This is a genomic window from Agromyces sp. Y782, assembly GCF_059445405.1.
The window spans coordinates 1,796,141-1,820,982 of the sequence record NZ_JCAIUG010000001.1 but is presented as its reverse complement, the minus strand read 5'-3'; the positions used below and the strand labels follow the sequence as shown (position 1 = coordinate 1,820,982).

Here is a 24,842-nt window from a genome sequence, read left to right as displayed (position 1 = left end):
ACAAGAGGCGGCGCCAAGGCAAAGGAACGGCGAGTCGCTGACCACCGACCACGACGCCCTGACAACAGGAGATGATCTTCAGATGCAGTACCTAGTTTCCGTAATCGATGACAAGAGCAATCCCGGCAGCATCGACAGGCAGCCTGCCATCAGCGCCTTCAACGAACGACTGATCGCCGAGGGCTACTGGGTTTTCGCGGGCGGACTGGCGGACACGGACGCGGCCACGGTCATCGACAACCGGGGCGAGCAGGCGGTGTTCAGCGACGGGCCTTTCGTGGAGTCGAAGGAGTACCTCGCCGGCTTCTGGGTGTGGGAGGCCCCCGATCTGGATGTGGCGCTCAATCTCGCCACCGAGGCGTCGAAGGTCTGCGATCGGAAGATTGAGGTGCGGCCGTTCCAGTGAGCGACGTCGCGGAGGCGATCACCCGGGCCCATCGCGAGGAGTGGGCCCGGTTGGTCGCCGTTCTGACCAGGCGCTTCGGTGACCTCGACGTCGCCGAGGAGGCAGCGGCCGAGGCGTTCGCGACCGCCGTCGAGCGGTGGCGGGCGGACGGGGTGCCGCCCAACCCCGGCGCCTGGCTGACCACCACGGCCGTTCGCAAGGCCATCGATCGGATCCGGCGTGAGAACAAACGCGTCGACAGGCACAAGGAGGCTCAGATGCTGCACGACAACACCCCACCCGAGCCGCTGGGCGCCATCGACGACGACCGGCTCCGGCTCATCTTCACCTGCTGTCATCCGGCGCTGGCGATGCAGACCCGGGTGGCGCTGACGCTGCGCATGGTCGGCGGGCTGACCGTGCCCGAGATCGCCCGTGCCTTCCTCGTGCAAGGGACGACCATGGAACAGCGGATCACCCGCGCGAAGGTCAAGATCAAGGCGGCTCGCATCCCCTATCGGATGCCGGCCGCCGACGATCTGCCGGCTCGCGTCACCGGTGTACTCGCAGTCCTCTTCCTCGTCTTCAACGAGGGGTACCTGGCCAGCGGTCCTGACACCGATCCGGTACGTCACGACCTGACCGCCGAAGCGATCCGACTCACCCGCCTGATCCGTGCCCTCCTGCCGGCGGACGGCGAAGTGGCCGGGCTGCTGGCGCTGATGCTGCTCACCGAGGCCCGCCGTACGGCACGGATCTCGGCGAACGGGGAACTGGTCGCGCTCGACGAGCAGGACCGTGGGGCCTGGGACGCGGAACTGATCACCGAAGGTCATCGACTGGTGCGCGAGCGCCTCGCCGCTGCCGCGGCCGGGGTCGGGGTCGCTCCGGGTCGCTACCAGATCCTCGCGGCAATCAACGCCGTGCACACCTCCGTCCGCGACATCCGCGACACCGACTGGTCGCAAGTCCTCGCACTCTACGACCAGCTCATCCGCGTCGACCCCTCGCCGATCGTCGCCCTCAACCGGGCCATCGCTGTGGCCGAGCTCGATGGGCCGGAGGTGGCACTGGCCATCGTCGACCGCCTCGCCGAGGCGTTGGCCGGCTATCACGCCTACCACGCCACCCGCGCCGACCTGCTTCGCCGGCTGGGCCGAAATCAGCAGGCACGCGCGGCCTATGACCGGGCCATCGAGCTCGCGGGCAACACCGGCGAGACCGCCTACCTCACCCGCCGCCGCGACCAACTGCAGTAGCCCCCGCGCTTGAAGAGCCGCTTGAGAGAGCGATGAAAGGCGACGCCTCCAGCCTGCGCCGGATACGACCTTGGTCGGATTTCGGCCGTAGCAGGTGCATGCACCTCTCCGATCTGCAAGAAATACAGGAGACGGGGCTCCAGTCGCCGTTAGTTGGGCTTGTCAGGGCAATTGGTGAGCAGCCCGCAAGCCGGTCGAGCAGTGGGTGCCAGTTGGCCGCCGAGTGAACTCGCAGGGCCGGCGAACGAGGTGCCCGTTCACCCTGCCCGATGAAAACGCCCGCCGGGGCGCGGCGCCCACTGCAACGGAACCAAAGGCGCGGGCGGCCACCCTGCTCAGAGGCGTCGATTCTCATCCGCTTGTCAATTTGCCAAGTGCGTGACAAGTCATCGAGAAAATGACAGGTTGCGCGAGAACCGACAACAACCGCGGTTACCCCTGCACCATGTCGGTGAACCGCGAGAAGTGGCCGTGGAACGCCACGGTGATCGTGCGGGTGGGGCCGTTCCGGTGCTTGGCGACGATGAGGTCGGCCTCGCCGGCGCGCGGGCTATCGCGCTCGTAGGCGCTCTCGCGGTGCAGCAGGATCACCATGTCGGCATCCTGCTCGATCGAGCCCGACTCGCGCAGGTCGCTGAGGGCCGGCATCTTGTCGGCGCGCTGCTCGGGGCCACGGTTCAGCTGCGAGAGAGCGATGACGGGCACCTGCAACTCTTTCGCGAGCAGCTTGAGCGCACGTGAGAACTCCGACACCTCTTGCTGGCGGCTCTCGACGCGCTTGCCGCTCGTCATGAGCTGCAGGTAGTCGATGACGACCATCTTCAGCCCGACCCGTTGCTTGAGGCGCCGGCACTTGGCACGAATCTCGACGAGCGTCATGTTGGGGGAGTCGTCGAGGTAGAGCGGCGCATCGTTGATGCGGCCGCGCGTCGCGGCGATGGTCGTCCAGTCGCGGGAGTCGACGGTGCCTTTTCGCATCATCTGCAGGGGCACGGATGCCTCGGCGGAGAGCAGACGCATGGCGATCTCGCTCTTGCCCATCTCGAGCGAGAAGAAGACGGACGGCAGGCCGTTGGTAATCGAAGCGGCACGCGCGAAGTCGAGGGCGAGCGTCGACTTACCCATGGCCGGACGGGCGGCCACGATGATCATCTGGCCGGGGTGGAACCCGTTGGTCAGGTCATCGAGGTCGGCGAACCCGGTGGGTACGCCAGTGAACTTGCCGTCGGTGTGCTTGGCCGCCTCGATCTCATCGATCGCCACGGTCACGGCATCGGACAACGGCACGTAGTCTTCGGTTTCGACGGAACCCGTGACCGAGTAGATCTCGGCCTGGGCGTTGTTGACGAGGTCGGTGACCTCACCCTCACCCTGGTAGCCCATCTGCACGATGCGAGTGCCCGCCTCGACGAGGCGGCGGAGCAGTGCCCGCTCGGCCACGATCGACGAGTAGAAGCCGGCGTTCGCCGCGGTCGGCACGATGCTCGTGAGGGTGTGCAGGTACTCCACGCCGCCGGCACGTTGCAGGTCGCCGATCTTCGTGAGCTCGTCGGTGACGGCGATGACGTCGGTCGGCTCACCGTGCGAGTACAACGTGAGGATCGCATTGAAGACGACCTCGTGCTTCGGCACGTAGAAGTCGACCCCGCGCACGGTCTCGATGACGTCGGCGACGGCGTCTTTCGAGAGCATCATGCCGCCGAGCGCGCTCTGCTCGGCGAGGAGGTCGTGGGGAGGAACGCGTTCGCCCCGTCGGGCGTCACCGTCGTCTGCCGGTTCAGCGAGCCCGATGTGCGCGATCGACAAGTTCATGACCTCCGGTTCGGCTCGAACGGGCGAGCGCCCCGCGCCCGCACTTCAGTGTCTCGGGAGCCGCCGACATCGGCGGGAACACGGGAGTTGCACATGAGGTGGAATGGTCGCTGCTTCACGATAGGCAAGCCCTGTGCACAGCACAACCTGGCCTGTGGATAACTCTGGGGACAAACTGGGCGAAACGCCGTGGAAGGTGTGCACTCAGCCTGTGGAGAACTGTGGAAATTCGGTGAATTACACGAGTTGAATTCAGTCCCGACCTGGTTTTTTATCTACTCACACCTGTGGGGGAAAACTTCTTTGAAAGTCCACGGCGCGCGTGAGCCGACCTGTGTACAACCACCACAGGAAACACCGATCTCGACTTGCGCGCGCACCCGCTCCGGGTGTACGCAAAACAACGAAACGGCGGCCCGGGCCGAAGCCCAGACCGCCGCCGGTCAACCTGTGAAGCGAGTTACTTCGCCGCGACCACCTGAAGGGTGATCGTCGCCGAAAGCTCGTCGTGCAGACGAACCGTCGCCTCGTGCTCACCGACCGCCTTGATGGGGGCCGTGATCTCGATCTTGCGCTTATCGAGCTCGCCGAGGCCGGCGGTCGAAACCGCAGCCGCGACATCCGCCGTCTTGACCGAACCGAAGAGACGACCGCCCTGGCCCGCCTTCACAGCCAGCCGGACCTTGGTCGACTCGAGCTTGGCCTTGAGCGCCTGCGCGTCTTCGAGCGAGTGCAGCTCACGTGCGACGCGAGCCGCCTTGATCTGCTCGATCTGCTTCTCGCCACCGCGCGACCACGCCACTGCGAAGCCCTGCGGAACGAGGTAGTTGCGAGCGTAACCGCTCTTGACCTCGACAACGTCGCCGGCCGTGCCGAGGCCAGTGACCTCGTGCGTCAGAATTACCTTAGCCATTGTCGTGCTCCTTAACGGCCGGAGCCCGAGTAGGGCAGAAGGGCCATCTCGCGCGCGTTCTTCACGGCGCGGGCGATGAGGCGCTGCTCCTGCACGGAGACACCGGTGATACGACGGGCGCGGATCTTTCCACGCTCCGAGATGAACTTGCGAAGCGTCGCGACATCTTTGTAATCGATGACACCGACCTTGATGGACTTCGCCGGGGCGGCGTTCTTCGCGCCCTTCCCGCGGGTCGGCTTGCGGCGATCGCCGCTCGACTTTCCAGCCATTGTCTTTCCTGTCTGATTGAAAACGATTCGAGCGAGAGGATGCCTCGTGGCATCCGCTCACCGGCCTCTGTGCCTGTTGAGAAGGCTGGGCCTAGAAGGGGGTCTCGTCGCCGTAGCTCGTGCCGGGGGTGTTCCAGACATCTCCGCCGCTGCCGCCACCCTGAGGGGCTGCTGCGGGGGTGCTGGGTGCCCACGGCTCGTCGGTTCCGGTGTTGCCCCCGAAGGAGCCACCACCGGCGCCGCCGGCGCCACGGTTGGACTGGGCGCGCGTCACGGACGCGGTGGCGTAGCGCAGGCTCGGGCCGATCTCGTCGACCTCGAGCTCGATGGTGGTGCGCTTCTCGCCTTCCTTCGTCTCGTAGGAACGCTGCTTGAGACGCCCGGAAGCGATGACCCGGGAACCCTTGGTGAGTGAACCGGCGACGTGCTCGGCGAATTCACGCCAGACGCTCGCGCGCAGGAACAGCGCTTCACCGTCCTTCCACTCGTTCGCCTGACGGTCGAACGTGCGGGGAGTGGACGCGATGGTGAAGTTGGCAACCGCGAGGCCGTTCTGCGTGTAACGCAGCTCGGGATCTGCAGTGAGGTTGCCCACCACGGTGATGATGGTCTCGCCGGCCATGAGGACTAGGCGTCTTTCTTGGCCGTGGCGGGAGCGGCGGCAACGGCAGCAGCGGGAGCTGCGGCAGCAGCTGCCTTCGCGCCGGCCTTCGCCGAAGCGGCGGCCTTCTTCGCGGCCTTCGCCTCCTGAGCCTTCTGGTGCGCGGCGACCTGTGCGATCGCCTCTTCTGCACGCAGGACCTTGGTGCGCATGACGGCCTCGCTGAGGTTCAGCTGGCGGTCGAGCTCATCGGTGGTCTTGGACTCGGCGGTGAAGTCGACGACGGCGTAGATGCCTTCGTTCTTCTTGTTGATCTCGTACGCCAGACGACGGCGTCCCCAGATGTCGACCTTGTCGACGGTGCCGCCATCGTTTCGGATGACGTTGAGGAACTTGTCGAGGCTGGGAGCAACGGTGCGCTCATCGATCTCGGGATCGAGGATAACCATCAGCTCGTATTGGTGCATGACTAACCCACCTCCTTCGGACTCAAACGGCTACAGGATCTCTGCAGCAGGAGGGTTGTGCATACGTCACGCCATGGAGGCCGCAGAACGCGGCACACGGGCAACCTAGACAGCATAGCGGATGCCCCGCACCCACGCCATTCGCCCGCCCCCGCTCGCGCCCCTCCCACTCCCGCCCCCCGCCATCGCACCCCTCTCCCCTCTCCCTCGCACCCCTCCCACTCCCTCGCACCCCTCCCACTCCCGCACCCCTCTCCCCTCTCCTTCCGTTGCGGGGGTGCATTCCCGCCGGAATCCGCGAATACAGGGCTCGATCTGGCGGGAACGCACCCCCGCAATGCACCTACACCTCTCCCACCCCCGCACCCCGCACGCACCCGCACCTCTCCCACCCCCGCAATGCGCGGCGGGAGCCCGGCACGCATGCGTTCGGCGCAGCTCAGCGCGGGGTGCGCGGGAGGCCGAGGTCGGCGAGCACCGCGTCAAGCCGGCGGGGCCTGAGCGCGATCGTCCAGTCCCAGTGAGCGCCGCGTCTGCGGTGTCGCAGGCCAATGCGTTGATCGCGCTTCTTCTCATCGAGCACGACCTCCTCGGCCGTGCGCCCGCCGCGGTACCGCGGATCGAGGTACTTGAGATCTCCATCGAACTCGCCGTACACCCCGAACTCGGGCCAGTCGAAATCGACCCGATCCGCCCCGCCGTCTGCGCGATCGAAGTTCACCTGCAGCTCGGGGGCGGGGAACCCCAGCAGATGCATTTGCCCGCGGCTCAGTGATTCGCCGACCGACTCCGCGCGCGCGTCGGCGAAGACGATCGCCCGATCCGCCGTACGCACGCCTCGTCGGCGCCCGAATTCGCGCAGTCGGCCGGCGATCGATTCGGCGGGGACGCCGGGCACGGTGATGAGGGCGTCCGAGCGGAGAAACGTGCCGACGGCGGCATCGAGCGCGGCGACCGCACTCAGGAACTCGCGCTCGCATGCCAGATCGGCGAGGGTCTGCAGGAGCCCGGTCACCAGAAATCCGTTGCGTTCGACGACCTCGGTGCAATCGAACGGCGTGCGCCGCCACGCGACCCCGTTCATCGATCTCGGTCGAGTACCCCGGGCGTCGGCCAGCTCGACCGCGACGGGTGCTGGGCCGATCCGCGGCAGCCCCCACACGGTCGCTGCAGATTCGTGCGAGAGCACGACTCGACTCCTGCGGGTGCCGACCACCGCGGAGATGAACGCAAGCTCACGGCGTCGGGCCTTCGCCGCCTCGAGCTCGGCGGCTTCGACGAACACCCCGGCGCGAAGGCGCGTCAGTTCACCTGCACGAGCACGACGCTGCAGAGTGCGCTCCGATACTGCGAGGTCTCCTGGCCGCGCACGGAACCGCAGCGGCAGCGGCAGCTCATCGTGCGGATCGCTCATTCACCGAGGCTGCACCCCCACGTTGCACTCGCACCGTCCTCAGCACCTCAACTGTGCACATGCCTCGCCCACCCCGCCCTGTGGAGGACCACTCCCACCGCACGCCCACCCCGCGCGCACTCGCACCGCACGCCCACTCCCAGCGCACGCCCACTCCCACCCCGCGCGCACTCCCACCCCGCGCCCACCCCTACCGTTGCGGGGGTGCATCTCCGTCAGAAACCCGCCGTTTCGGCCCGCATTTGACGGGAAGTCACCCCCACAACGGATGCCCCGCGCGCGCGGGTCAGGCCCACGCGGGCTTCACGCGCCAGCGCGCGCGGCACCGCCATCCAGGCACCCGCGTGCGGCGCCGCCGTCAAGCGCCGGCATGAGGCGCCAGCGCGGGCATCAGCCATCAGGCGTCAGGTGTCGAGGAGGAGTCGGCGTCTCCGACCACGCGGTCGGTGTTTCCGTTCGGGCCCCGGTTTCCGCCTGACAGGAAACACCGGGAGCGAACGGAACATTGGCCGAGGGGCAACCTGCGGGTCAGGTACGGGGTCAGGCACCCGCTTCGCGCGACGCCCACCAGGCGAGCAGCCGCTCGGCCGCGGCATCCGGGCCGATGGGCCCCTCGTCGAGGCGCACCTCGAGCAGGAAACGGTATGCCTCGCCGACCACCGGGCCGGGTTTCACGTCGAGCAGCCGCATGATCTCGGCGCCGTCGAGCTCGGGGCGCACCGCGGCGAGCTCCTCCTCCCCCGCGAGCACGGCGATGCGCTCTTCGAGGTCGTCGTACGCGAAGGCGAGCTGGTCGGCCTTGCGGCGATTGCGCGTCGTCACGTCGGCCCGCGCGAGGATGTGCAATCGCTCGAGCTGGTCGCCCGCGTCGCGCACGTAACGGCGAACGGCCGAGTCGGTCCAGGCCCCATCGGTGTAGCCGAAGAATCGCAGGTGCAACTCGATGAGCCGAGAGACCGCCGCGATCGTGTCGTTGTCGAACCGCAGCGCGCGAAGGCGCTTACGGGCGAGCTTCGCGCCGACGACGTCGTGATGGTAGAAGCTCACTGCGCCGCCCGGCTCGAACCGCCGCGTCGCCGGCTTGCCGATGTCGTGAAGCAGTGCGGCGAGCCGCAAGATGAGATCGGGGGAGTCGAGCACCCCGCGTGCGACCTCGTACGCGATGGCCTGATCGAGCACCGTGAGGCTGTGCTCGTAGACATCTTTATGGCGGTGATGCTCGTCGCGTTCGAGTGAGAGGGCCGGCAGTTCGGGCAGCACGCGTTCGGCGAGCCCCGATTCCACGAGCAAGCGGATGCCGCCGCGCGGAGTTCCCGTCAGCAGCAGCTTCGTCAGCTCGTCCCTGACGCGTTCGGCCGAGATGCGGTCGATCTCCTGTGCGAGGTCGCTCATGGCCTGCTCGGTGGCGGGATCGACGGTGAAGCCGAGCTGGGCCGAGAAACGGGCGGCACGAAGCATCCGCAGCGGGTCGTCGCCGAACGACTGTTCGGGCGCCGCGGGGGTGCGCAGCACTCGGGCGATGAGGTCTTCGACACCGCCCGACGGGTCGACCAGTTCGAGCTTCGGCAGCCGGAGGGCGAGCGCGTTGACGGTGAAGTCGCGTCGGGTGAGATCTTCGTCGAGGCTCGTACCGAACACGACCTCGGGCTTGCGCGATGCGCCGTCGTAGGCGTCAGCGCGATACGTCGTGATCTCGACCGTCTCGCCGGCGATCTTCGCACCGATCGTGCCGAATGCACGACCGATGTCCCAATGGGCCTCGGCGATCGGCTTGACGATCGCGAGGATCTCGTCGGGCGTCGCATCCGTCGTGAAATCGAGGTCGTTGATCGGCCGGTCGAGGAAGGCGTCGCGCACCGGGCCGCCGACGAGTGCGAGCTCGTGACCGGCAGCCTCGAAGGCGCTCGCGAGCCGCGCGACGGTCGGCGAAGCCGCCAGCTCGCCCAGCCGGTCGAGGGCCGTCGCGACACTCTGCATGGCTCCTATATTAAGCGGGCGTCGGCCCGAGTCTGGTTTCGTGAAGGGCCCGACCGCCTGTGGATGCCGAACGGATACTCGGCGGGCACGCCGTAGAATCGCCAGCATGCTGCCCGAGTCGTTCCCTGCGCGCCGTCGGCGTCCGAGGGGCGAATCGACGGATGCGACCGCGCGACGCCCCCCACGCGCGGTCGCCGCGACTCGACGAGCGATCGCCGGTTTCGGTCTGATCACCGCAGTGGTCGCCTCGCTCGTCACCGCACCTCTTGCCGCGAACGCGTCGGTTTTCGATGCCTCGGCTGAGAGTGCGACCGCGACGAAGGCCGGGCATACGGCGCGCTCCGCGGCCCGCAACGTCGACGGCGTTCTTGTGCGCATCGCCCCGACCGTGTCGACGACGATCACTCCGGGCATGGCGCTCACCTTCGAGGTCGAGGTCGAGAACGCCACCGCCGAGTCGATCTCGGCGGGATCCCTGCGCCTGGTTCGTGCGAACGGCGCCATCGACGACACGAGCGAGCTCGATGCCTGGCTCGATCAGGCAGTCGCCGAACCGGATGCCGCGGCCGATGCCGATTCCGACGCCCCCGAAATACATTCCCTTGACGGCATGGTGATTGCGGCGGGTGAGTCCCGTGCCCTCGCCGCGGGTGCGGTCGACGTCGTCTCCTTCACGCTTCCGCCCGACACGCTCGACGGACTCGCCGAGTCACCGGTGTTCGGTTTCGGCGTCGAGCTCCTCGTCGACGGTGCCATCGCGGCATCCGCGACCGACGCCTACGCCAACAGCTCGGCGCCCGCGACCGACGCAGTGTCGCTCGCCCTCGCGTATCCGCTCACGGTGCCCGCATCGTCGTCGGGACTCCTGAGTTCCGACGATCTGTCGACGTGGACCGCGCCATTCGGGCTGCTCACCCGCCAGCTCGACGCCGTCGCAGGCCGGCAGGTCGCGATCGGCATCGATCCCCGCATCATCGCGTCGATCAGGGTGCTCGGCACTGCGGCGCCGGCCACGGCCACCGCCTGGCTCGAACGCCTCGCCGTACTGCCCAACGAGATATTCCCGCTCGCGTATGCAGATGCAGATCTCGCGGTGCAGGCGCAGGTCGGCCTGACCGCGCCGCTCACCCCCACGTCGTTCGCCGACGCGCTCGATGCCGCGAACTTCGCGGATGCCGCGGCCGATGGGGGCGCGGATCCCGATGCCGACACCGATGACGCCGCCACGGGCGATACCGCAGCCACCCCGTCGGCGAATCCGACACCGCCCGCTTCGGGCGAGTTGCCCACCACCGAAGAGCTGCTCGCGTGGCCCTACACGCGGACCGACATCGCTTGGCCGGCCGACGACACGGTCGCCGCGGGCAACCTCGCCTTCCTGAGCGATGCCGGGCTGACGACAGCGCTCCTCGCCCCCGGCAACGTCGGTGCGACTGAATCGTGGTCGAACGCGGCATCGAACGTCGACGGCTCGACCGCGGTCGTGGCCGACTCGCGACTGACGGCGCCGTTGCGCGAGGCGTCCGAAGCGCTCACCGACACGGAATGGCGTTCCGCGACCGGATTGCTCGGCGCCGAGTTGGTGCTCGGCGCCGAAGCGAACCCCGGGCAGCAGCTCACACTGCTCACGACGTTCGACCGTGGCGCGGGAACGCAGTCGTCGCGCGTCTCGGCGACGCTCGACGAATTGGCCGCGAGCCCCTGGGCCCGACCGGCGACGCTCTCGGATGCCATCGGCGCGCCCCCGGTCGAGCGTGCGCTGGTCGACCTTCTCGAGACCGAGCAGCGCCGCGCGAATGTCGATCGGCTCGTACGCGCCGAAGCGGATGTCACCGCGTTCGCGACCGTGCTCGAAGACCCCCGCCTGATCTCCGCACCAGCGCGGCGCGATCTGCTCGCCCTGCTCGACGTCGCCTGGCTGGAAGACAATGCGGGCTGGGAGACGGCCGTCGGCCAGTGGCTTCTCGACCAGCGCAACACGCTCGGCGCAGTGTCGGTCGTGCCCAGCAGCCCGATCAACGTGGTCTCGAGTGAAACCGGCGTGCCCACGACGATCCTCAACGCGCTGCCGTACCAGGTCACGGTGATCGTCGATGTCGAGCCATCGAACGGTCGCCTGATCGTCGAAGACCAGAAGACGGTCACGGTCGACCCCGAATCGCGCAGCCTCGTGCGGGTGCCGGTCGCCGCCGGCATCGGCAACGGCGAGGTCACCCTCACGGTGACGCTGACCTCGCCAGAAGGTGTGCCGATCGGCACCCCCGCGATGATCCCCGCGAACGTGCAGGCCGACTGGGAAGGTCTCGGCGCCGCCCTGCTCGGCGTCGTGGTCGTCGTGTTCTTCGGCATCGGCGTGTGGCGCAACATCCGTCGCCTCCGCCGACAGCGCGCCGAAGCTGCTGCGGAAGCACCCGACGATGCAGAGGTAGCAGCGGAGGAATCGGATGCCGCGGACGCGGACACGACCGAAACCGCAGAAGCGACCGAAACCGCGACGCCTACGGAGGAGCCGGATGCCACCGAACCCGATGCCGCGGCAACGCCCCGGGAACCCGGTGACGAGCGCCGCGATGGCTGAAGATCGCATCGGTCGCGCGAGCGTCTTCCTCGCCTCGGGAACGATCGTGTCCCGCATCCTCGGTTTCGTGAAGGCGGCCCTCCTCGCAGCCGTCATCGGCGGCAGCGGTGCCGGTGCCAACGCGTTCGCCGCAGCGAACCAGCTGCCGAACACCATCTACGCGGTCGTTGCCGGCGGCGTGTTGAGCGCCGTGCTCGTGCCGTTGATCGTGCGGTCGGCCGCGCATCGCGACGGTGGCGTCGCCTACATCAACAAGGTCATGACCCTGGGGTTGGTGATCCTCAGTGCTGCCGCGCTCATCGCGACGCTGCTCACACCGCTGCTCACGGCACTGATCGGCAGCCGCATGAGCGACGGCGTGTTCGGTCTGGCCGTCGCCTTCGGCTATTGGTGCCTACCGCAGATCTTCTTCTACGGCATGTACTCGCTGCTGGGCGAGGTGTTGAACGCCAAGCGCGTGTTCGGCCCCTTCACGTGGGTGCCGGTACTGAACAACATCGTCGCTCTCGCGGGGCTCGCCGTATTCGTGCTGGTCTTCGCCTCAGACCCCGATGGCTTGCGCACCGCAGGCGAGTGGTCGCCCGGCATGATCGCCCTCCTCGCCGGAAGCGCGACGCTCGGCGTCGCAGTCCAGGCGCTCGTGCTGTTCTGGTTCTGGCGTCGTGCGGGCCTGCGCTACCGACCCGATTTCGCCTGGCGCGGCGTCGGCCTGAGGTCGACCGCGGGCATCGCGAGCTGGACCTTCGGAATGCTGCTGCTCACGACGATCGCCGGATTCGTCGAGACCTCCGTCGTGGGTGCCCCCGCGGCATCTCACGACGAAGCCTCGATCGCCGCGCAGCAGAACGCCTGGTTGATCTTCATGCTGCCGCACTCGGTGATCACGGTGTCGATCGCCACCGCCTACTTCACGCGGATGAGCGAGCACGCCGCCACCGGCGAACTCCGAAAGGTGCGCGACGACCTCTCCAGCGCGGTGCGCGGCGTCGGCGTCATCCTGATGGTCGCGACCGCGGTGCTCATGGTGTGTGCGTTCCTCTTCGCTCGAGTGTTCTCCTCCGTCGAGCCCCTCGTGTGGTCGACCGGTGCGGTGGTGCTCGCCTACCTCGTCGGCCTCATTCCGTTCAGCATTCTCTTCATCGTGCAACGCACCTTCTACTCGCTCCACGACACGAAGACCCCGTTCTTCATCACCCTCGTGCAGGTCGTGCTGATCATCGCCGGCACCCTGGCCTGCATCGCCCTCCCGAGTGCGTGGGTGGCGTTCGGCATCGCCGTGGTCATCACCGTCGCAGGAACCATCCAGGCGATCCTCGCCATCGTGCTGCTCCGGCGACGCATCGGTCCACTCGACGGCCGACGCATCTTCGTCGCCTACGGACGGTCCGCTGCCGCGCTCGTGCTGCCCGTGATCGCCGGTCTCGCATTGCTCTGGGCGCTCGGTGGAACCACCTTCGACGGTTTCGCGCTCTCGAGCGTGTTCGCCGCGATCGTGTCGATGGCGATCATCGGCGCAGTGATGAGCGCGCTGTACTTCGCGGTGCTCTGGATGCTGCGGTCACCCGAGCTGCGCGGATTCGCCGCCCCGCTCGTCGCGCGCCTTCGCCGGCGCTGAGCCGAGGCGTTGAGCACCGGCGCTGAGCCGCGGCGACGCGGACACGGGCACAGCACCCGCCCCGCAGCATCCAAACACCCTGGCTCGCCGACCGGCCGCGGAATAGTCGCCGCTTAGACTGTGTTGAGCATCTCGTGGCATCCGATTCGTTGAATGCTACGAATCACCAGCAACGACGGGAGCGGCTTTGCGCGACATCATCATCATCGGTTCGGGCCCGGCCGGATTCACGGCCGCGATCTACGCCGCCCGCGCGCAGCTGAAACCCCTGCTCATCGCGAGTTCTGTCGAGATCGGCGGCGAGCTGGTGAAGACGACGGAAGTCGAGAACTTCCCCGGCTTCCCAGAGGGCATCATGGGCCCCGACCTCATGACGAAGCTGCAGGAGCAGGCCGAGCGATTCGGCACCGAGGTCGTCTACGACGACGTCGTCGAGCTCGACCTCGACGGCCCGGTCAAGCGAGTGAAGCTCGGCAACGGCGATGAGCATGAGGCAGCGACGGTCATCTACGCGACCGGTTCGGCGTACCGCAAGCTCGGCCTCTCCGAAGAAGAGGTGCTCTCCGGGCATGGTCTCTCCTGGTGCGCCACGTGCGACGGCTTCTTCTTCCGTCAGAAGACGATCGCCGTGGCCGGCGGCGGCGACTCCGCCATGGAGGAAGCGACGTTCCTGACGCGCTTCGCCGACAAGGTCTACGTGATCCACCGTCGTGACACGCTCAAAGCGTCGAAGATCATGCAGCAGCGCGCGTTCGACAACGAGAAGATCGAGTTCATCTGGAACGCCGAGATCGCTGCGATCCACGGCACCAGCGCGGTCACGGGTGTCACGTTGCGCGACACCGCCACCGGTGACGAGCGCGGCCTCGACCTCGACGGGCTCTTCATCGCCATCGGCAACGATCCGCGCACTCACCTCGTGCACGGCAAGCTCGACCTCACCGCAGAAGGCACCATCGCGGTCGAGGGTCGCAGCTCGAAGACCTCCATCCCCGGCGTCTTCGCGGCCGGCGACGTCGTCGATCCCCACTACCGCCAGGCCATCACGGCGGCCGGATCCGGTGCGGCCGCCGCACTCGACGCCGAACATTACCTCGCGGCGCTCGGCAACGAGAATGCCGCCGAAGCCGTACTCGAGACGGAGTTCGCCGCCGTCAACTGACCTGGTGTCACCCGTTCGCTCGGGTGACACGCGCCCTCGCCGCGGGCTTCGCCTCGCGACATCCGATTTCACCAAAAGGAGAACGCAATGACTGCACGTGCAGTGACCGAGGCCACCTTCGAGCAGGAGGTCCTCAACAACGAAAAGGCCGTCCTCGTGGACTTCTGGGCCGAATGGTGCGGCCCGTGTCGCGCCGTCAGTCCGATTCTCGACCAGATCGCGACCGAGCACGCCGACAAGCTCGACATCGTCAAGCTCAATGTCGATGAGAACCCCGGTCTCGCGATGAAGTACCAGATCACCGCGATTCCCGCGTTCAAGGTGTTCGAGAAGGGCGAGGTCGTCAAGACCGTCATCGGCGCCAAGCCGAAGCCCGCACTCGAGGCCGACCTCGCCGCCTACATCTCGTAGTCGGCGGTCGAACTTCAGACCCGTCCGGCGAAAGCCGGGCGGGTCTTTTTCGTGTCTCCACCGGGCTGCGCGTTCACGAGCTACGGATGCCGCGGCGGCACGCGGCCCCCGACCAAGCGCCCCGTACCCAGCAACTACCATGGAAACCCTGAACAGAACGGAAGAGTGCAGTGACTTCTGACGGCGTCCCCCAGCGGACCGGCAATAATCTCGACCCTTGGTACGCGAATTACGCCGAGCGAGCCGCCGGGCTGGCCGCCTCCGAAGTCCGAGCACTCTTCGCCGTCGCATCGCGGCCCGAGGTGGTCTCGCTTGCCGGCGGCATGCCGTTCGTCTCTGCATTGCCACACGACCTCATCGTCTCGTCGATGGAGAAGGTCATGCGCGAGCGCGGGGCAGTTGCTCTGCAATATGGCTCTGGTCAGGGAATTCCAGAGCTGCGCGAGCAGATTCTCGAGGTGATGTCGATCGAGGGCATCCGTGCCACCGTCGACAACGTCGTGACCGCGACGGGATCTCAGCAAGCACTCGACCTCGTCGCGAAGCTGTTCATCGATCCGGGCGATGTGATCCTCGCCGAGTCGCCGAGTTATGTCGGGGCGCTCGGCATATTCCGGTCGTATCAGGCGAACGTCGTGCACGTGGCCATGGACGAGCACGGACTCATCCCCGAGGCACTCCGTCAGACGATCGCCGCGCTTCGCGGTCAGGGTCGGCGCATCAAGTTCCTGTACACGATTCCGAACTTCCACAACCCGGCGGGTGTCACCCTTTCGGCAGAGCGTCGGCCCGAGATCCTCGAGATCTGTCGCACCAACGAGATACTGATCCTCGAAGACAATCCGTACGGCTTGTTGCATTTCGATGAGCCTGCGCCGAATGCACTCCGATCGCTCGATCCCGAGGGCGTCATCTATCTCGGCTCGTTCTCGAAGACCCTCGCCCCCGGATTCCGGGTCGGATGGGCGCTCGCGCCGCACGCGATCCGTGAGAAGCTCATCCTCGCCGCCGAGTCGGCGATCCTCTCACCGAGTTCATTCAGCCAGTTGGTCGTGTCGGAGTACCTGGCGACGACCGACTGGCGCGGGCAGATCGACACGTTCCGGGGCGTGTATCGGGAGCGGAAAGACGCGATGATCGAGGCATTGGGGGAGTACCTGCCCCATCTGAATTGGACGAATCCCAACGGCGGCTTCTACGTCTGGGTCACGATGCCCGACGTTCTCGACTCGAAGCAGATGCTGCCGCGTGCAGTGAAGGAGCTCGTCGCGTACACCCCCGGTACCGCATTCTTCGCCGACGGCCGCGGGCGGCACGCGATGCGGCTTTCGTATTGCTATCCCACGCCCGAAGCGATCAGGCTCGGCGTCCGGCGACTCGCGACGGTCATCAACGGTGAACTCGACCTCCTCGACACCTTTGCGGGCACCGGACCGCTGCAGCTCCCACCGAGCACGGGATACGATTCCGCGCCGCCATCCGATCTGAAGTAGTGGAGAAACACCTGATCATGAGCGATTCTTCCGCCCCATACGTCGTCGTGCTCGCGGGCGGCATCTCCCACGAACGCGACGTGTCGCTGCGGTCGGGTCGCCGAGTCGCCGACGCGCTCATCGCGGCGGGGCATCGAGTGGTGCTGCGCGATCCCGACGCCGGGCTGCTGCCATTCCTGTCGAGCGAACGCCCCGACGTGGTCTTCCCCGCGCTTCATGGTTCGAGTGGTGAAGACGGATCCCTCCTCGAGTTGCTGGCTGCGATCGATGTGCCCACGGTCGGGTCGTCAGGCGCGGCCGCGCGGCGAGCGTGGTCGAAGCCCGTCGCAAGCTCGTTGCTGGCTGAAGCCGGCGTGGCCGTACCCGAATCGATCGTGCTCTCTCATGAGTCGTTCCGCGAGCTCGGCGCATCGAGCGTACTCAGAGTCGTGCGCTCGGCGCTCGAAGGCGACCTCGTCGTCAAGCCGGCCTCCGGTGGTTCCGCGCAAGGAGTCACGATCGTCGAAGACGCCAACGACCTGCCGCGCGCGATGGTCGAGGCGTTCACCTACGCAGAGGTGGCGGTGGTCGAGCGTCGCATCTTCGGCACCGAAGTCGCGGTTGCGGTCGTCGATACAGGTGATGGGCCACGTGCGCTCCCAGCGGTTGAGATCGAACCGACTGCCGGGGTCTACAGTTTTCAGGCCCGATACAACGCGGGGGAGACCACGTTCTACGCTCCGTCTCGTCTCGATGAGGTAGCGGTCACTGCGGTGTCGGATGCCGCGGTGCTCGCGCATCGCACACTCGGACTTCGGGATCTCTCTCGCGTCGACTTCATCGTCGATGCCGACGGAACACCCTGGTTCCTGGAAGCGAATGTGATTCCCGGCCTCACTGAAACGTCGCTCGTTCCGCTCGCGATCGAGGCGTCCGGTACGGATGCTGCGACGCTCTACGGCGCGCTCGTCGAAGCAGCCAGGTTGCGAGCGAACTGAGTCAGTCCGCTCCGAAGCGGAAGAGGCGTTCGAGCGGCGTTCCCGGCGCGGATTTCACGTGATTTCAGTTCGTCAGGAGCGATCCTGAGCGCCTCTTGTGCTCAGACCCCGTCGAGATTCTCGCCAAGTTCCGTCAGGATGCGCCGAAGGTCTTGAACCGTCGCGAAATCAACGCTGATCTGGCCTTTTCTCGTGCCGAGAGCGATCTTGACCCGAGTGTTCAGCCGGTCACCGAGGCGAGTCGCCAGGTCTTCGAGGAAGTCCTGTCGTTTGCCTGCCGCGGGCTTCGGACGGGACGCCTTCGGCTCCTTCGTGGCGACCGCTTCCGCGGCCCGAACCGACAACTCTTCGTTCACGATCTTGTCGGCGAATCGCTGCATGCCGGCGGCGTCATCGCCGACGGAGAGGATCGCCCGGGCATGCCCAGCGGTAAGCACACCGGCCGCAACACGAAGCTGCACCGCCTCGGGAAGCTTGAGCAGTCTGAGTGTGTTCGAGATTTGGGGCCGCGACCGACCGATACGTGAAGCGAGTTCCTCTTGAGTGATACCGAAGTCGGCGAGGAGTTGCTGATAGGCCGAGGCCTCTTCGAGCGGATTGAGTTGAGAGCGGTGCAGGTTCTCGAGCAGTGCGTCGCGAAGCATGTCTTCGTTCGCAGTGTCTTTGACGACAGCCGGAATGGAGTCGAGTCCCGCTGCCTTGGTCGCACGAAGTCGTCGTTCACCCATGACGAGCTCGTACTTGCCCGGCAACTCGGGGTGCCGACGAACCACGATGGGCTGCAGGACTCCGAACTCGCGCACACTGTGTACGAGCTCGGCCAGGTCATCGGGGTCGAAGACGCTTCGCGGCTGCTGGGCGTTCGGAACAATGTCATCGGGATCAAGACGCGCGAGGTGCGCACCCGGAACTGTGACGAGGTTGTCGATCGACGCTGCTTGTTCGACAACAGCGACGGCAGCGGTGGGCTGGGTCTCTGAATCCGGGAAGAACACGTCGACGGGGCGAGTGCGGGAGTGGTCATCCCCACTCGGGATCAGTGCACCGATCCCGCGACCGAGTCCGGTCCGTTTTGTTGCCATCAGTTCGACTCCTCGGGTCTCGCAGCTCCGCGCCGGGCGATCTCGGCTGCTGCCTCTCGATACGACAGAGATCCGCTCGACGCATAGTCGTAGCTGATCACGCTCTGCCCGTAACTGGGTGCTTCAGACACCCGAACTGAACGGGGAATGATCGTCTCGAGCGTTTGGACGGGGAAGTGCTCCCGCACCTCTTGAGCCACCTGCTGCGCCAAGTTCGTGCGGGAGTCGTACATCGTCAGAAGGATCGTCGATAGTCGAAGTTCAGGATTGAGGTGCTTCTCGATGAGTTCGATGTTGCTCAGGAGTTGCGAGAGGCCCTCGAGCGCGTAGTACTCGCACTGAATCGGAATCAATACCTCGCGGGCCGCGACGAATGCGTTGATCGTGAGCAGTCCGAGTGACGGCGGGCAGTCGATGAAGACGTAATCGTAGGGCCGGTCCATCGAGGCGAGGTGCGCGTCGAGCGCTCGTCGCAGCCGTTGCTCTCGAGCGACGAGGGAGACGAGTTCGATCTCTGCGCCGGCGAGATGAATGGTCGCGGGCACGCAATCGAGTAGCTCGTGCTCGGTCGACGGTTGGACGACTTCGGCCAGGGTGACATCGGAGACGAGCACTTCGTAAACGCTTTTGCGCTCGGAACGGTGATCGACGCCGAGAGCAGTCGATGCGTTGCCCTGCGGATCGAGGTCGATCACGAGCACTCTGGCACCCGAACGTGCGAGGCCGGCCGCGAGATTGACCGCAGTCGTCGTCTTTCCGACGCCGCCCTTCTGATTGGAGATCGTCAGCACGCGCGTCGCTGGCGGCAGGGGGAGCACTGCTTCATCGAGGGCGATGCGCCGACGGGTCTCGTCGGCGAGTTCGTAAGCCAGGGGAGTTCCTCCGTGATCAGGCGATGTTTCACGTGAAACATCAAGGGCTTCGGTTTGTCTCAGGGTTGTAGCCTGCACGTCCGCAGCGACAGGAGCGGCAGGAGCGGCAGGAGCGATGATCATCGGCGTGCTCGCCACACGTTCATGGTCGACCACGGCCGCCGTTGAGTGCGGTTGCTCGCTGACTGGCACGCCGCCGTCGGGTGTCGGTGCAACCTGCGGTTCAACCGCCGAGATGGTCGCATCGTCGGGCTCTTCCGGTGCTGCCTGCGGCGCGGCCGGCACACCGTTGGAGGTTGGTGTGGACGAGTCAGCCTCAGCTGGGGTTCGAATGGGGTGCAGCGCCGAAGCCGTGTCGGCGGTGGCATCCCCGACGATCTCTCGTATGAGGTCTTCCAGGAGGCGATCGGGGTCTGCCGTGTGGTGCACCGCCACCTCATCAATGGGTTCTGCGTCGGCAGTCAGCGCCGCAGCAGTCTCCGCGTCCCAGTCGATGCCACGGTCCGACGGGATCTCGGTCGAGGGGTCGTCGGCATCGTTCACGGTCGCAGATCCAAGCGGCGCGCTGGGCGATTCGGTCTGCTCGAGAGCGGATGCCGCGCGTTCGTCGCCGATGGGCGTGTTCGCGGCGTCGATACCGGATTGCTCCGATGTGCCGTCGGGTCGACCGGCTTCTGCCGCGACACCGACAAGCGGGCGCGCGGCGGCCGCCGAATGAGACCCCGGGCTCCAGTCAGAGAACTGTTGCTGCGACGAGACTTCGGCGGGGTCGGACTGGGGTTCTTCAGGCACGGATGCTTCCGAGACCAACGGCGACGCGGACCTCGCCTGAGCGGTGCCCTCAGCGAGTTCTTCGGGGTCAGGCTGAGAGCGCTTGCGATGAAACCATCCACGTCCCCCGCCCTGTGCCATCCCGATTGCTCCAAACCGTTGGTGTGCGGTCGTTTCGACGCATTCTGCAGCGGCCCGACCTGAGAGACAAGCCTAACCGTCGCGACCGACTCTCAAGTTGACGACGGGCGAAGTCGGGAGTATCCATACCAATCGTCCTCGGGGGAGGAGTGGTCGGCATCTCAGAGATGGTGTCCTCCGGTGGCGGGCACCGGTGCAGCTGACTGAGCGGACGGATGCCGGTTGAATCCGTGCGCCGAAGGGTGAGCTCCCCGCGTTTCACGTGAAACATGAGGCCGGCCATGATCACTTGAAGGCGCCTTCACAAGCTTGCACGCCCGAGTCAGTTGATCGATTCGAAAAGAGACGTGCACGGGACCGGTCGCCACGGCGGGATAGAGAGTCCGGCCACCCGAGGGATCATTCGTGCTGGGTGCTGGGTGCTGGGTGCTGGGTGCTGGGTGCTGGGTGCTGGGTGCTGGGTGCTGGGTGCTGGGTGCTGGGTGCTGGGTGCTGGGTGCTGGGTGCTGGGTGCTGGGTGCTGGGTGCTGGGTGCTGGGTGCTGGGTGCTGGGTGCTGGGTGCTGGGTGCTGGGTGCTGGGTGCTGGGTGCTGGCGAGTGTACCGGCAGGCGTCCGGACGGTCAGAGTGGGTCGGCGATCAAGAGTCTTTGAGCGATGCGCGCATTGAGGCGGGTTCCTCCGCGCTGGATCTTCCTCGTCGACGCGGCGACCCATCAATCACGGCTGTGCGTCGTCCACGTAGTGGTCGAAAGTTCGATCACCCTGGAGCAGGATCAGCACACGGTGATGCCGCGGGCCCCCGAGGCCGCGACCCCTCGTGGAAGAACGCACGAGCGTGATTCGATGAACCAGGGGGTGTTTCACGTGAAACGGCGTCGATGTTGAGTGATGCGGGGTCGCGCCACTCGGCGAGATGCCCTGGGATGCGAGCCGGTCCTTGCAATGCCGACAAGAGGGCGTTCTCCCGCACCTGCCGCCCACGAGCTCGGTGCGGATCGATTGGCATGCGCCCAGACTCACGGCGTTTCACGTGAAACGTCAGGGCAGGGCTTCGCGATATCGGCGCATGCGATGCAAAATCCAACCAGCGGTGCGCGCTTGATGGCTTGTTCACTGTGCAGTCCGCAGCGGCTTCACGGCCTGCCAGTGCGCCCGTCCGCCCCGGATCGTCGACGGCGGCATGGAACGCGCACCGGCTCACCACCCGATGCACATCATCGACAGTTGAACGTCATCGCTTGACACTGGCCACTGGACGTCTAGTGAGTGTTCCGCACTCGTCGGCCCGCGGGCTCGACGCTCGCGCGTCCGCCCGGTTGGCCGAGCGTGCGGCGCGCGACGCTGGGGGAGGAGAGCTACATGTCGCACACGCCCAGGGGAGCGGGCGAATGAGGCCGCACACCCCTACTCCGCGCGAGCGACATGGCGCGGGCTTGCGCGGCGGCAAGCTGGGTCCACACCTTGTGGACGGCAATCTCGCACTACTCGTAGTGACCATGGCGAACACATCGCTCGGACTCGTCACCTACTCCGACACGTCGGAGCGCCGAGAAGTTCGGGTCGCGGGAACGCACCGATCGCGCGGCGATCTGGCCTTGGGCGGCATCCACATCGTGGTGCGCAAGCTCCGATTGAACATTGCATGGCAATTCGAGATCTGATCGCGAAGCGACCATGCGTCACAACACCACCCAGCAAACACCACCCAGCACAACGCTGCACAACAGGCGTGCGGGAACCTCGGTGGCACGAGCACCGAACGTGAATCTGCGTGGCGGTCGCGCGCCGTCCGCACTGGATCGGGACTTTGAACAACATCCCCTGCGTCCCTGAACCGCGGTTCGCTTCCGAAGTCCGGATTCGTGTGTGCCCCGACCTTGGCAGGAACAGCATCTCGGATACTCCGATCCGACCGCGAGAGTCGACGGGTTCCGTGCGGTCGATGTCTTGCTTGCCCCAACCGGTGCGTCAGGGTTCTGCCAGTTCGCCTCGGCATCCTCTCGATCCCGTCGCGCATTCGTGTCACCCGCCACCGGGTGTAGTTCGTTCGACGTCGTCCTGGTGATGGTCGGCATCGCACAAAGCGTCGCTGACGACTCGACGGCAGCTGCAGCAGCCGAACGCGCGTGACCGGCAACCGTGCATGCGCCCCCACCACTGGCCAGCGCGAGTCAGCGAGTGCCCCGGCCGACGCAATCACGCGACACGCCCTAGAGCCGGCGCTCCAATGTGCCTCTCCGCACGTCCACTCCTCGTTGTGGCCTCATCCATGTTTCACGTGAAACGCACGACCTGCCACGATGCAGACGACGGCACGATATGCCGAATATCCGACCATCCTGAAGCCGGCCACCTTCAGACCGGCAAGCAGCAGTGCATCGACCATGTTTCACGTGAAACGTACGATCCGCCACGGCGGAGACAGTGGCAAGATGTTCGACCGTCTGCGTGTGAGGCACACGATCGATTCTCTGAATCTCATACCTGCCTGAACGCCCTGCTGCAGGCCACTTGTCCATGATCATGGCGCGGGCGATCTCGAGAAGGCGCTGGGAAGGGTTGTGCCGACGAACGAGTCGAAACACGTAGATTGCCGCACCACGCATGGATCGTAGGAACATCCGGGACACGCTGATCGAACACGGCTGTGTCCGCCGTGCCGCTTCCGATCCGACTCGAGATCCGACTCGAGATCCGAGCCGACCCCGGATCCGGAGCCAGATGCCCATGCAGGTACGAACCAGGTTCAGAACGGTCGAGGTGTACCCGGTCAGGGCGTTGGTATCAGTCGGCTGGCCGGGGGGTTCGCCTCCAGGTGCGGTGTGACTCCGTCGCGTGTTGTACCTCTCGATCCAGGGCGCAAGGGCGGCTTCGGGTTCGTCGTTGCAGGTGAAGGGCTGCCGGTAGGCCCACCCGGTTGCGAGGTTCGGTTGAAGCGTTCGACCGTGCCGTTCTGCTCTCGGCAGTGAGGGTTGATGAACTTCTGCGTGGCGCCCAGGGCTGTGACCACGGCGCCGATCGAGTGCTTGTACGCGCACGCGTTGTCGGTCATCACGCGTTCGATACGGGTGATGTCGTGACCGGCGAAGTACGTGGCGGTGCAGGTCACGGGCCCGCACAGGTGACCTCGATCTCGTCAGGGAGGACCTCGGAGTACACCAAGCTGGAGTGGTCGTCGACACGGGAATGAACGTAGGCGTAGGCGACCTTCCTCAGCCGCTTCTCGGCCGCGTGCGTCGCAGCCCCGCTATAGACGCGCGCCGCCCCGTCGGGGATCTTGCCGAGTTTCTTCACGTCCATGTGCACCAGCACGCCCGGGCGGTCCTTCTCGTAGCGGGTCGCGGTCGTCTTCTCCGAACGGATCTCCTGGCCCGTCATCCGGGTCCAGCTTCGCCAGGTACACCACGTTGTGCCGGCGCAGGATCCGCGACACCGTTCGCTCGCGCAGCCCCAGTTCCGGGCCGATCCAGTTCTGCCCGCCGAGGAGAGGAGTCAGCCCGCAGTTGCGCGGAACACCCGGGTGACCTCGGAGACGACACCCTCGCCGAGCACGAGAACCTCGACGTCGCGGAGGTGGTACTTGCGAATGACCTTCTCGGCTGCGCCGATCTCGGCGTCGACGCCGGCGCCCTTCATGAGCACCAGCTCGCCGCCTGCTCGCAACAGCGGTGCGGTCACTGGAATCAGTGTGCGCAAGGCGCTCACTGCGCGAGCCGTGACCTGGTCGAGTGAGCCGAAGAGCTTCGCTTCTTCGGCTCGGGCTCTCACGACCGTGACGTTCGTGAGCGCGAGTTCACTCGCTTGCCGCTCGAGCCAGGCGACGCGACGCTCCATCGGCTCGATGAGGGTGAACGAGACATCCGGTCGCAAGATGGCGAGAACGATTCCGGGGAGCCCGGCGCCCGAACCGACATCACCCACGCGCCCCGGTGTCAGGAGCGGTGCCACCAGCGCGCTGTTCAAGACGTGACGGGTCCAGAGCCGGGGGAGTTCCAGTGGCCCGATGAGGCCGAGCTCTTCGCCGCGCCGCGCCAGCGCCATCGTGAATGCGCGGCCGGCGTCGATGTGCTCGCCGAAGATCTCGGCTGCGGCGGCCGGTTCCGGCTCCAGTCCGTCGATCACCGTTTCACGTGAAACGTCAGGCACCGCGCGTGATGACCGTGTGACGGTCACTGCCCTCGCCGCGTGACTCGGAGTGCAGACCGCGCTCGGCCACGAGATCGTGCACCAGCTTGCGCTCGTACGAAGACATCGGGGGGAGCGAGGCTTCTGCCGCGCCTCCATCGATACGTTCGGCAGCCCGAGTCACGAGATTCGCGAGCTCGTCGCGACGAGCGTCGCGTGAACCACCGATGTCGAGGATCAGTCGCGAGAACGCACCGGTCTTCGTCTGCACGGCGAGTCGAGTGAGCTCTTGGAACGCGCTCACCGTCTCGGGCTTGGAGAGGAGGTTGAGGTTCTCACCTGCACCGGCGTTCACTGACACATACGCGCGCCCGTTGCGGGCGTCGATGTCGATGTCGCCGTCGAGATCCATGATGTCGAGGAGTTCCTCGATGTAGTCCGCCGCGATCTCGCCCTCTTCCTCGAGCTGAGCGGTCGAGCGGTCTTCCGTCTCGTGCTGTACGTCGGTCATGGG

20 protein-coding genes and 2 pseudogenes are annotated in these 24,842 nt (G+C 66.3%); 9 read left to right on the top strand and 13 right to left on the bottom strand.

Annotated features, from left to right (window positions below; all coding sequences use genetic code 11):
- Positions 1 to 82 precede the first annotated feature (82 nt).
- Both AC1C2S_RS08275 and AC1C2S_RS08270 read left to right on the top strand, forming a co-directional pair.
- On the top strand, positions 83 to 406 hold the full coding sequence (locus AC1C2S_RS08275; protein ID WP_495352039.1) for a YciI family protein: 324 nt from the start codon (positions 83 to 85) through the stop codon (positions 404 to 406).
- Positions 403 to 1,644 (top strand): RNA polymerase sigma factor, encoded by a 1,242-nt coding sequence (locus AC1C2S_RS08270; RefSeq protein WP_495352038.1) that lies wholly within the window; start codon positions 403 to 405, stop codon positions 1,642 to 1,644. Before AC1C2S_RS08275 ends, AC1C2S_RS08270 begins: the two co-directional genes overlap by 4 nt.
- Positions 1,645 to 2,076: 432 nt before the next feature.
- On the opposite strand, the gene dnaB is transcribed toward AC1C2S_RS08270, so the two are convergent.
- From dnaB to AC1C2S_RS08235, 7 genes are all read right to left on the bottom strand, one after another.
- Complete coding sequence (gene dnaB, locus AC1C2S_RS08265) at positions 2,077 to 3,450, bottom strand: replicative DNA helicase (RefSeq protein WP_495353220.1); 1,374 nt, start codon at positions 3,448 to 3,450, stop codon at positions 2,077 to 2,079.
- Between the two features lie 466 nt (positions 3,451 to 3,916).
- Entirely contained in the window at positions 3,917 to 4,369 is a 453-nt protein-coding gene (gene rplI, locus AC1C2S_RS08260; RefSeq protein WP_495352037.1) for a 50S ribosomal protein L9, read from the bottom strand.
- A gap of 11 nt (positions 4,370 to 4,380) precedes the next feature.
- Positions 4,381 to 4,641 (bottom strand): 30S ribosomal protein S18, encoded by a 261-nt coding sequence (gene rpsR / locus AC1C2S_RS08255; protein WP_022892391.1) that lies wholly within the window; start codon positions 4,639 to 4,641, stop codon positions 4,381 to 4,383.
- Positions 4,642 to 4,732: 91 nt separating this feature from the next.
- Positions 4,733 to 5,263 (bottom strand): single-stranded DNA-binding protein, encoded by a 531-nt coding sequence (locus AC1C2S_RS08250; protein WP_495352036.1) that lies wholly within the window; start codon positions 5,261 to 5,263, stop codon positions 4,733 to 4,735.
- 5 nt (positions 5,264 to 5,268) lie between these two features.
- Positions 5,269 to 5,709 carry a 30S ribosomal protein S6 gene (gene rpsF, locus AC1C2S_RS08245; protein ID WP_495352035.1) on the bottom strand — a complete coding sequence of 147 codons (441 nt, stop codon included), beginning with the start codon at positions 5,707 to 5,709 and terminating at the stop codon, positions 5,269 to 5,271.
- A 439-nt stretch (positions 5,710 to 6,148) separates the two neighbouring features.
- Positions 6,149 to 7,123 (bottom strand): hypothetical protein, encoded by a 975-nt coding sequence (locus AC1C2S_RS08240; RefSeq protein WP_495352034.1) that lies wholly within the window; start codon positions 7,121 to 7,123, stop codon positions 6,149 to 6,151.
- Positions 7,124 to 7,663: 540 nt separating this feature from the next.
- On the bottom strand, positions 7,664 to 9,100 hold the full coding sequence (locus tag AC1C2S_RS08235; protein WP_495352033.1) for a CCA tRNA nucleotidyltransferase: 1,437 nt from the start codon (positions 9,098 to 9,100) through the stop codon (positions 7,664 to 7,666).
- A 106-nt stretch (positions 9,101 to 9,206) separates the two neighbouring features.
- Between AC1C2S_RS08235 and AC1C2S_RS08230 the strand changes: the two genes are divergently transcribed.
- The 6 genes from AC1C2S_RS08230 to AC1C2S_RS08205 all read left to right on the top strand — a co-directional run bounded on the left by AC1C2S_RS08230 (position 9,207) and on the right by AC1C2S_RS08205 (position 17,336).
- On the top strand, positions 9,207 to 11,678 hold the full coding sequence (locus tag AC1C2S_RS08230; protein WP_495352032.1) for a DUF6049 family protein: 2,472 nt from the start codon (positions 9,207 to 9,209) through the stop codon (positions 11,676 to 11,678).
- Entirely contained in the window at positions 11,671 to 13,293 is a 1,623-nt protein-coding gene (gene murJ, locus AC1C2S_RS08225; protein WP_495352031.1) for a murein biosynthesis integral membrane protein MurJ, read from the top strand. The genes AC1C2S_RS08230 and murJ overlap by 8 nt, the downstream gene beginning before the upstream one ends.
- A 187-nt stretch (positions 13,294 to 13,480) precedes the next feature.
- Positions 13,481 to 14,455, top strand: a complete 975-nt coding sequence (gene trxB / locus AC1C2S_RS08220; RefSeq protein ID WP_495352030.1) for a thioredoxin-disulfide reductase — start codon at positions 13,481 to 13,483, stop codon at positions 14,453 to 14,455.
- 87 nt (positions 14,456 to 14,542) lie between these two features.
- Entirely contained in the window at positions 14,543 to 14,866 is a 324-nt protein-coding gene (gene trxA, locus AC1C2S_RS08215; RefSeq protein ID WP_056007113.1) for a thioredoxin, read from the top strand.
- A 170-nt stretch (positions 14,867 to 15,036) separates the two neighbouring features.
- Positions 15,037 to 16,359, top strand: a complete 1,323-nt coding sequence (locus AC1C2S_RS08210) for an aminotransferase-like domain-containing protein (RefSeq protein WP_495352029.1) — start codon at positions 15,037 to 15,039, stop codon at positions 16,357 to 16,359.
- A gap of 17 nt (positions 16,360 to 16,376) precedes the next feature.
- A complete protein-coding gene (locus AC1C2S_RS08205) occupies positions 16,377 to 17,336 on the top strand; it encodes a D-alanine--D-alanine ligase family protein (RefSeq protein WP_495352028.1) in 960 nt (319 codons plus the stop codon).
- A gap of 101 nt (positions 17,337 to 17,437) precedes the next feature.
- Here AC1C2S_RS08205 and AC1C2S_RS08200 read toward each other — a convergent pair whose 3' ends face one another.
- Both AC1C2S_RS08200 and AC1C2S_RS08195 read right to left on the bottom strand, forming a co-directional pair.
- The gene (locus AC1C2S_RS08200; protein ID WP_495352027.1) at positions 17,438 to 18,418 is read right to left on the bottom strand and encodes a ParB/RepB/Spo0J family partition protein; all 981 of its coding nucleotides are present in this window, start codon (positions 18,416 to 18,418) and stop codon (positions 17,438 to 17,440) included.
- The gene (locus AC1C2S_RS08195) at positions 18,418 to 19,413 is read right to left on the bottom strand and encodes a ParA family protein (protein WP_495353219.1); all 996 of its coding nucleotides are present in this window, start codon (positions 19,411 to 19,413) and stop codon (positions 18,418 to 18,420) included. Before AC1C2S_RS08195 ends, AC1C2S_RS08200 begins: the two co-directional genes overlap by 1 nt.
- A gap of 2,286 nt (positions 19,414 to 21,699) precedes the next feature.
- On the opposite strand from AC1C2S_RS08195, the gene AC1C2S_RS08190 reads away from it, so the two are divergent.
- Positions 21,700 to 21,864, top strand: a complete 165-nt coding sequence (locus AC1C2S_RS08190; RefSeq protein ID WP_495352026.1) for a hypothetical protein — start codon at positions 21,700 to 21,702, stop codon at positions 21,862 to 21,864.
- A 1,137-nt stretch (positions 21,865 to 23,001) separates the two neighbouring features.
- On the opposite strand, the pseudogene AC1C2S_RS08185 reads toward AC1C2S_RS08190, so the two are convergent.
- From AC1C2S_RS08185 to AC1C2S_RS08170, 4 genes and pseudogenes are all read right to left on the bottom strand, one after another.
- Positions 23,002 to 23,401: pseudogene (locus tag AC1C2S_RS08185) on the bottom strand (integrase core domain-containing protein); the annotation flags it as partial.
- A gap of 65 nt (positions 23,402 to 23,466) precedes the next feature.
- Positions 23,467 to 23,657 (bottom strand): annotated as a pseudogene (locus AC1C2S_RS08180) (IS481 family transposase); the annotation flags it as partial.
- A 38-nt stretch (positions 23,658 to 23,695) separates the two neighbouring features.
- On the bottom strand, positions 23,696 to 24,325 hold the full coding sequence (gene rsmG / locus AC1C2S_RS08175; protein ID WP_495352025.1) for a 16S rRNA (guanine(527)-N(7))-methyltransferase RsmG: 630 nt from the start codon (positions 24,323 to 24,325) through the stop codon (positions 23,696 to 23,698).
- Between the two features lie 16 nt (positions 24,326 to 24,341).
- The gene (locus AC1C2S_RS08170) at positions 24,342 to 24,839 is read right to left on the bottom strand and encodes a Jag family protein (RefSeq protein ID WP_495352024.1); all 498 of its coding nucleotides are present in this window, start codon (positions 24,837 to 24,839) and stop codon (positions 24,342 to 24,344) included.
- Positions 24,840 to 24,842 lie beyond the last annotated feature (3 nt).